This is a genomic window from Salinicola salarius, from assembly GCF_002179555.1.
Lineage (GTDB): Bacteria > Pseudomonadota > Gammaproteobacteria > Pseudomonadales > Halomonadaceae > Salinicola > Salinicola salarius_A.
Genome location: NZ_NHOU01000060.1, coordinates 1 through 7,849 on the forward strand (window position 1 = coordinate 1; position 7,849 = coordinate 7,849).

A 7,849-nucleotide genomic window follows, 5' to 3' on the forward strand; every position below is an offset into this window, starting at 1 on the left:
AGTTCGTGATACGCCACCGAGCCGCCCGCGGCGTCGGGGCCTTCTGGATCCAGCTCAGCTTCTCTTTGATCACCCAGGCATCGGCTGTGGCGCTCTGATCGGCCACCAGCTCCTGGAGCGCCGCCAGTTGCTTGGGCGTCAGGTTCTCGTTGTCGAGGCTTTTCAGCAGGGCCCAGCGCAGCGACTTGGGATGCCCCTGCTCCCGGCGTTCCTTCTTGCGCACCTCGTCCAGCCGCTTGGTGAAGGTCTGAACGATATGGAACCAGTCGACCGTGATGTCGGCCTTGGGAAGATGCTCGGCCACGCCGCTGAGGAAGGCTTGTGACATGTCGCACACGACCTCGACCACGTTGTCGGTGTCACCGCCATGCGCTGCCAGAAAGGCGCTGAAGGCCTTGATGGCGTCTTTGCCGTGGCCGGGGACGGCGAAGATCACCGGTTCCTGCTTGCGCTGCATATCGAGGATTCCTTCGTTACTGTTACAATCCATAGCGGACGAGCGAAACTTTCCCACCACGAAAAACGGCGCTTACAAATGAAAATTCTGATTGTTGAAGACAATGCTGTACTTGCCAAAAAAATATCGGGCTGGCTTGCGCAGGCGCACTACACAGTAGATATCGCCAAAACCGGCAAAGAAGCGGACTCGTTGATTGAAACAAGCTCCTACCAGGCCGTTATTCTCGATATCGGACTGCCCGATGAAAATGGACTTTCTTTAATGCAAAGATGGAGAAAAAACGGGAAAAAAGAGGCCATCCTTATTCTGACCGCACGCTCCAACTGGACTGAGAGAGTAGAAGGGTTGAACGCGGGTGCCGACGATTACCTTCCCAAACCGTTTGAGTTTGATGAACTGAAAGCCCGGCTCAGTGCGATTATCCGCAGAAAGGACGGCAGAACGACAGACCAGATCAGTGTTGACGGATTCAGTCTCAACGCCAGCTACCGAACGCTTACCACGCCCGACCAGAAAGAGTTCAGACTGACAGCTACGGAATTCCGCCTTTTGCAGTGTTTCCTCCGTTCACCGGACCGGGTGTTTTCCCAGGACGAACTGGTTGAATCCCTCTACAACATAGAAAGATGCCCCACCAGAAATGTCGTTCAGGTTTACATAACCCGGCTTAGAAAAATAATAGGGGTCAATAAAATAAAAACATTGCGTGGCCAGGGCTACTACTTCGAAAAAGATCCTAACCGCTGAACGCCCGAGTGAACCAACCAGGTTAAAATATGTCTGCTCCGAAAAGTATCCGCAGAACAGCCATTCAGTATGGTGCTGTTTTCAGCCTCGTATATTTTACTCTGATATTCTTTTCACACACCTACGTGATAAAGCAACTATCGGACGAGTCCAGGAAGCAACACCTGAACAAAGAGCTGGAAAACTTTCAGGCAATCATTGAGGCTGAATCCCCCACAACCGACGACCTCAGCAACATGATCAATCAGTTTGAAATGCTTCTGGGGCATGCCTTCGTCATCGAAACGGCTAGCGGAAGCGTCCTGGCGAGCCCGAACTTTGACCAGAGCCAACTGCAGGGCGCTGCAGAGAAGCCCGAGGGTTTCATCCACATAGCGCAGGGTGCGAACACGCTTTTCGGGCTCAAACGCATTTTCTCCGCCAGTGAAAAACTGGCCTCAATCACCGTTCTTGAAACCGAGGGGGCGCTCTCTGAACGACCGCTGAAGGCTCACCTGACATTGCTCGGCGCCTCGGCCGTTCTTCTCGCGATACTGCTGGCCCTGATTGGAACCACTACACATCTGACGTTAAAGCCCATCAGTAAGATAAAAGAGGACCTGAGACGGCTCCAATCCGGGAAACAAAGTCGCCTGAACCCTCACGTACCGGAAGAGTTTCGTCCGCTGATCCGGCAGCTCAATGATTTGCTCGAGCTGTCAAACCGGCGGCTGGACCGCCACCGCCGCCTGAATTCTGATCTCTCTCACCTGGTCAAAACCTCTATTTCTGCCAATCTTGCCATTTTGTCGGATATCGATACCTTGCCTCCGTCCCGGGAGGATGTTGTGTTTATGGCCTCTAACTTGCGGGAGCTTGACAAATCCCTGAAATACCGGATGAGCAAAGCAGACATATCAGGCAGACAGATGGGACGGACGTGCATGCCGGTTGAAATCACGGCAAGTGTCATCACCGTCATGGAAAAAATATTCCCTGATACGGTTTTCCGCCTCCACACCACCTTACCCGAAAACTTCAGTTGGCCAATGGAGCGGCAGGATCTTTCAGAGCTGCTTGGCAATTTACTCGAAAATGGTGGAAAGTGGTGCCAGACAACCGTCGACGTTACAATCGTCCGCACGTCATCAGGACTCTCCATAGAAGTAACGGACGATGGCCCCGGAATTTCTCCCGAGGCGGCAGCCACTGTCATGGACAGGGGCACCAGGCTGGATGAAACGGTCGCCGGATTTGGGCTCGGATTGTCCATCGTGTCCGAGATTGTCGAAGACAACCTCGGACACCTGGAAATCGGATCCTCGAAAAACGGAGGAGCCAGGATTATGATTTTACTGCCGTTTCCGGACTAGCGAGACCACTCATCATGACACATCCGGCCTTCAGGCTCTCGGCTCTGCTCCGGAGGTTGCCCGTGAACGAGCTCACCGGACAACATGAACTCATCCACTTACAGACTCCCTGCGGCCTTCCCTATGTTCTACCGCTGAATATCACCCACCTTGGCTCTCGAAAAGCGACCGAACAGAACCGGCAAAACAAAGAGTGTCAGGAAAGTTGCGGTGATAAGGCCACCAACAATCACGCTGGCCAGTGGCTTCTGGATTTCCGCACCCACGCCCGTCGACAACAGCATCGGTATCAAACCAAGCGCCGAGGTTATTGCTGTCATCAAGACAGGACGCAAACGGGAGACGGCACCTTCAAACACCGCGGTATCCACGTTCAACCCATCCTGTATTCGCTGATTGATGCTTTCGACCATAACGACCCCGTTCAGCACAGCCACACCAAACAGTGTGATAAATCCAACGGAACTGGGCACTGAAAGATACTGACCGGAGATCCAGAGTGAAAAGACGCCACCAATAACGGCAAGCGGCACGTTGACCAGAATCAACAATGCTTGACCGACCGAACTGAAAGCAAAGTACAGCAACAGCGCGATCAGGCCCAGAGATACAGGAACCACAATGGTCAATCGCTTCTGAGCTCGCTGCTGGTTTTCGAACTGACCACCAATATCCACCGAATATCCGGGGGGAAGGTTCACGTCTGACGCGATGGTATCCTGAATATCGGCAACCACACTGCCCATGTCACGACCCTGCACATTGGACTGAATGACCACACGGCGCTGAACGTCGTCGCGGCGCACCTGGGGCGGGCCAGACTCAATAGACACATCGGCCACATCACCAAGTCTCACCCAGGCTCCGGACGGCGCCTGTAACCTGAGATCGGCAATAGCATCCCGGTCTTCCCGGAAACGTTTGGCCAAACGCACATAGATATCATACCGCTCGTTGCCGTTGATGATCTGGCCCGCAGCGGCACCACCCAGTCCGTCCCGGACGACGCTCATCACATCAGACACGGCGAGTCCGTACCGGGAGAGTGCCTGACGATCAGGCTGAACCGCCAACTGCGCTTCACCGGCAATCTGCTCCATGGCCACATCCCGTGTTCCCTGAACTGTTCGGACCGCCGCTTCAATCTGCTGACCTTTCTCCGCCAGTACGTCGAGATCCGGGCCAAAAAGTTTGATGGCCAACTGCGCACGAACACCTGACAACAATTCATCAACCCGGGTCGCGATAGGCTGAGAAAAGTTAAACAGTAGCCCCGGGTGCTGTTCGAGCTTCGCCTCAAACAGGGCCTGCAATGCATAGCGATTACTGGCGCTGGTCCACTCGGCTGTTGGCTTGAGGCCAATGTAGATTTCGATGTTGTTGACGGGCTCCGGATCGCCGCCTATTTCCGGTCGGCCCGCCCGGGACAGCGCGTAGGTCACCTCTGGAAACTCCATCAGCATGGCCTCCAGTTTCGGCGCCACTTCAAGCGCCGTATCGAGGCTTGATGAGGGAGCCAGAGTCACCCGGAGGTTGATCGTTCCCTCTTCCAGTTCAGGCACGAACTCAGTACCGAGTCGTGGCACAATCAGCGCCGCCAGCACAACAAGAACAGCCGCCGCGCCAACAACCACTCGGCTATGCTTCAGTGACCAGGCAAGCCCCATGCGATAGAGCTTTTCCAGGGGTTTTAGAATGAAGCTTTCCCGCTCCCGGATACCCTTACGGAACATGTATGACGCCAGCGCGGGTACAACCACCAGAGCGACGATCACAGCGGACACAATGGCCAGCATGATGCTGATCGCCATTGGCTGGAAAAGCTTGGCTTCCACACCTTCAAAGCTGAACAGAGGCATGAAAACGACCAGGATAATCGCCGTCTGCGTATTTCGGCGAACGTGACCGCTCATTCCNTTGGTCTGCTTCATCTCCGGGTCGCGTTGCTTGGCCTTGTTCTTGGTAGAGGGCGCGGCCGCCACGATGGTGGCGTCGACGATGGTGCCCTCGCGCATGAACAAGCCTTGCTCGGCCAAGCTGGCGTTGATTTCCTCGAAGATCCGTTGGGTCAGGGCATGCTTCTCCAGAAGATGGCGGAAACGCAGCAGCGTGGTGGCGTCCGGCACGCTCTCGATGGCCAGGTCGATACCGATGAAGTCGCGCATGGCCTGGCTATCGTAGATGGCATCTTCGAGCGCCTCGTCGGCGAGGGCGTACCACTGTTGCAGGAAGTAGATCCGCAGCATGTGAAATGGTCCAATTGGAGCGGACACCCCAAGTAAGCCTCATAATGAAGGCAATGCGTATTTCGGCGAACGTGACCGCTCATTCCGGCGAACGTGACCGATTTGCTCACCGCTCTCTCGCTGGTTCTGGTTTTGTAAGCTGACCGGTCACGATGGGTCAACTTCTGCCGCCTTCGGGGCGGCATTCTTGCGCATCGATTCTCCTCTAAGTGTCAGGCGGTGGGCGCTGTGTAGTAGCCGGTCCAGGATGGCATCGGCCACTGTTGCGGCGCCAATATAGTCGTGCCAGTGGTCGATGGGCAGCTGGCTGGCGATCAGCGTCGAGCCCCGGCCGTGCCGATCTTCGATCACCTCCATGAGGTCCTGTCGCTGCGGCGCGGTCATCTTTTGCATCCCCCAGTCGTCGAGAATCAGCAGGTCGGTCTTCTGCAGCTGCCCCATCAGCCGGGCGTAGGAGCCGTCGCCTTGTGCGATGCGCAACTGCTCGAACAGGCGCGGCACCCGCAGGTAGCGCACCGAGTAGCCTTGCCGGCAGGCCTGGTTGCCCAGCGCGCAGGCCAGCCAGGTCTTGCCGCATCCGGTGGGTCCAGTGATGCACAGATTGAGGGACTGTCCGATCCATTCGCCGCTCGTCAGCGGTGCCATACGGCCCCGCTCCAGGCCGCGGGGATGGCGGTAGTCGATGTCCTCGACGCAGGCCGTGACGCGTAGCTTGGCGGTCTTGAGCAGGCGGTCGAGGCGGCGGTTCTCGCGGTGCAGAACCTCACGGTCGAGCAGCATGCCCAGGCGATCCTCGAACGGCAGGTCGTAGGTGTCCGGCTGGGTGAGCTGGTGGGCCAGGGCGTCATGCATGCCGGTCAGCTTCAGATGGCGCAGGGTGTCGAGCAGGGGCTGGGTCATCATAGGGGGATCTCCTTGGATCAGTGGTAGTACTCGGCACCGCGCACGTTGGTGTGGGGCGGCAGGTCGTCAGGTGTCTCGGACAGTCGTCGCAGCGGCTGCTGATCCAGCCCCTGCTTGAGGATCGAGGCCACGCTGGCATAGCGGGTGGTTGGGATCGCCAGGGCATGAGCGCAGGCCTGCTCCAGGCGATCCTTGCCGTAGCGCCGGCTGAGTTGCAACAGCCCCAGGCAGGCACGATAGCCATGCTCGGGATGGGGGCGGTCGTGCAGCTGCCGCTGGGTCATTTCCAGGGTGGCGACGCCGATGTCCTGGGCCCAGTCCAGGAAACGAGTCGGCGACCAGTCGCGGTGGGCTCGGTGCCGCTTGGGCATGTGCTCGGCCAGGGTCGAGAAGCGCCCCGGCGCATGACGCGGGTGTGTGGCGACCCGCTGTCCCTTGTGGAACACCTCGACCACGGCGTGTGTCAGACGCACCTCCAGCACCTGGCCCACCAGGCTGTGCGGCACGCTGTAGAGACGCTTGTCGATATCGAGGTGGTAGTCGATGCCGGGCTTGGCCTTGCGCCACTCGGCGTACTCGTAGGGTGTCGCCGGCAACGGGCGCAGCACCGGCCGGTCGATGGCCTCGAACAGGTCGCGCCGACTCTCCTCGCGCCCTTGAAAGGGCCGACGATTAAGGTCGTCGAGCAGCTCGCGGATGGCCTGGTTCAGCGAGGCCAGCGTGAAGAAAGTGTGGTGGCGCAGGCGGGCCAGGATCCAGCGCTCCACCAGCAGCACGGCGGCCTCCGCCTTGGCCTTGTCCTTGGGCTTGTAGGGCCGCGCCGGCAGTACGGCGACCTGGTAGTGCTGCGCCATCTCGGCATAGGTCGTGTTGAGCTGGCTCTCGTAGCGGCAGGCCCGCGTCACGGCGCTCTTCAGGTTGTCCGGAACGAGCAGTTCCGGCACACCGCCGAGAAACTGGAAGGCGCGCTGATGGGAGGCGATCCAGTCGGGCAGCGACTGACTCCAGGTCGCCTCGGCGTAGGTGTAGCTGGAGGCGCCCAGTACGGCCACGAACACCTGCGCGTGGCGTACCTCGCCGGTGGCCGGGTTGATGACCGGCACGGTCGGCCCGCAGTAGTCGATGAACAGCTTCTCGCCGGCACGGTGGACCTGGCGCATGCTGCGGCGCTGGCGGTCCCGCCAGACCCGGTAGTGGTGGCAGAACTGCGTGTAGCGGTAGGCCCTGTCGCCATGAGCCGCCACGTACTCCGCCCACAGTAGCTGCAGGGTTACGCCCTTGCGCTTGAGCGCCTGGTGGACCTGGAAGTAGTCCGGTACCGAGAAGCGCACTGGCGGCGTCTTGGCGGGAAACAACCGCGCCTCCAGCGCCGCTTCGTCGGTACCGTCGGGCAACGGCCAGGTGAGGCCAGTAACCTGGGCTAGGCTGACGTACTTGTTGACCACGCCCTTGGAGAGACCGCAGGCCCGGGCAATTTTCTCGTGGCTGAGCCCGGCGTCATACTTGAGGCGCAACACCTCGATGATGGTTCGCATGGGAATCCTCGGTGCTGGCATCGTCCCCTCCAGGGCAAATGAAGGGGTATGCCGTAAAAGTCCGAATCATTCCAGCGAGTTAGGTGAGTTTTCGGGAACGTGACCGGTAATTCCGGCAACGTGGCCGCGGATTTCGGAAAAGCGGCCGAAATCGGTCACGTTGAAACGGAATGGCCGGTCACGATGGCCCGGAATAGGCGGTCACGATAAAACGGAACGGTCGGTCACGATGGCGCGAAATACGCACCGTCGCGAAAAAGATCGGCCGCGCCACTTCCCGGCCCGCTTCCTGCAGTCGAAGTGCAATGCCCCGATCATCGTGCGATGCATCCAGTGGATCGGGGTTGTAGTGGCATAGTGTAGTGGCATAGTGAATCTGGCCACCTGACTNTTACACGCTGAGGGCGGCGTGCGAAGCTATGGGAGTTGGCAAATCCACCATGGAATACTGGGTTCGCAGACTTCGCTCCGAACGAGCGGGCAACACGCCGAAAGGCGACGCCCTGACACCCGAACAACGTGAGATTCAGGAACTGAAGCGCAAATTGCGGCGGGTCGAGGAGGAAAAGGAGATTCTAAAAAACCATTAAGGGCCGTTACCCGCTT

At 58.5% G+C, this 7,849-nt stretch carries 5 protein-coding genes and 2 pseudogenes; 3 read left to right on the top strand and 4 right to left on the bottom strand.

Going from position 1 to position 7,849, the window contains the following annotated elements; all coding sequences use genetic code 11:
* A pseudogene (locus CCD76_RS18525) lies at positions 1 to 463 on the bottom strand (transposase); the annotation flags it as partial.
* 72 nt (positions 464 to 535) lie between these two features.
* On the opposite strand from CCD76_RS18525, the gene CCD76_RS18530 reads away from it, so the two are divergent.
* Positions 536 to 1,207: a response regulator gene (locus tag CCD76_RS18530; protein ID WP_087720993.1), complete on the top strand. Its 672-nt coding sequence runs from the start codon at positions 536 to 538 to the stop codon at positions 1,205 to 1,207.
* A 29-nt stretch (positions 1,208 to 1,236) separates the two neighbouring features.
* Positions 1,237 to 2,559 (top strand): sensor histidine kinase, encoded by a 1,323-nt coding sequence (locus CCD76_RS18535; protein WP_087720994.1) that lies wholly within the window; start codon positions 1,237 to 1,239, stop codon positions 2,557 to 2,559.
* A 128-nt stretch (positions 2,560 to 2,687) separates the two neighbouring features.
* Here CCD76_RS18535 and CCD76_RS18540 read toward each other — a convergent pair.
* From CCD76_RS18540 to istA, 3 genes and pseudogenes are all read right to left on the bottom strand, one after another.
* Positions 2,688 to 4,823, bottom strand: a pseudogene (locus tag CCD76_RS18540) (efflux RND transporter permease subunit); the annotation flags it as partial.
* A 129-nt stretch (positions 4,824 to 4,952) separates the two neighbouring features.
* Positions 4,953 to 5,708: an IS21-like element helper ATPase IstB gene (istB, locus tag CCD76_RS18545; protein WP_087720996.1), complete on the bottom strand. Its 756-nt coding sequence runs from the start codon at positions 5,706 to 5,708 to the stop codon at positions 4,953 to 4,955.
* Between the two features lie 17 nt (positions 5,709 to 5,725).
* A complete protein-coding gene (gene istA / locus CCD76_RS18550) occupies positions 5,726 to 7,264 on the bottom strand; it encodes an IS21 family transposase (RefSeq protein WP_373419439.1) in 1,539 nt (512 codons plus the stop codon).
* A 377-nt stretch (positions 7,265 to 7,641) separates the two neighbouring features.
* Here istA and CCD76_RS19910 point away from each other — a divergent pair, with 377 nt between their 5' ends.
* Positions 7,642 to 7,833: a transposase gene (locus CCD76_RS19910; RefSeq protein ID WP_373419440.1), complete on the top strand. Its 192-nt coding sequence runs from the start codon at positions 7,642 to 7,644 to the stop codon at positions 7,831 to 7,833.
* The last annotated feature ends 16 nt before the right edge of the window (positions 7,834 to 7,849 follow it).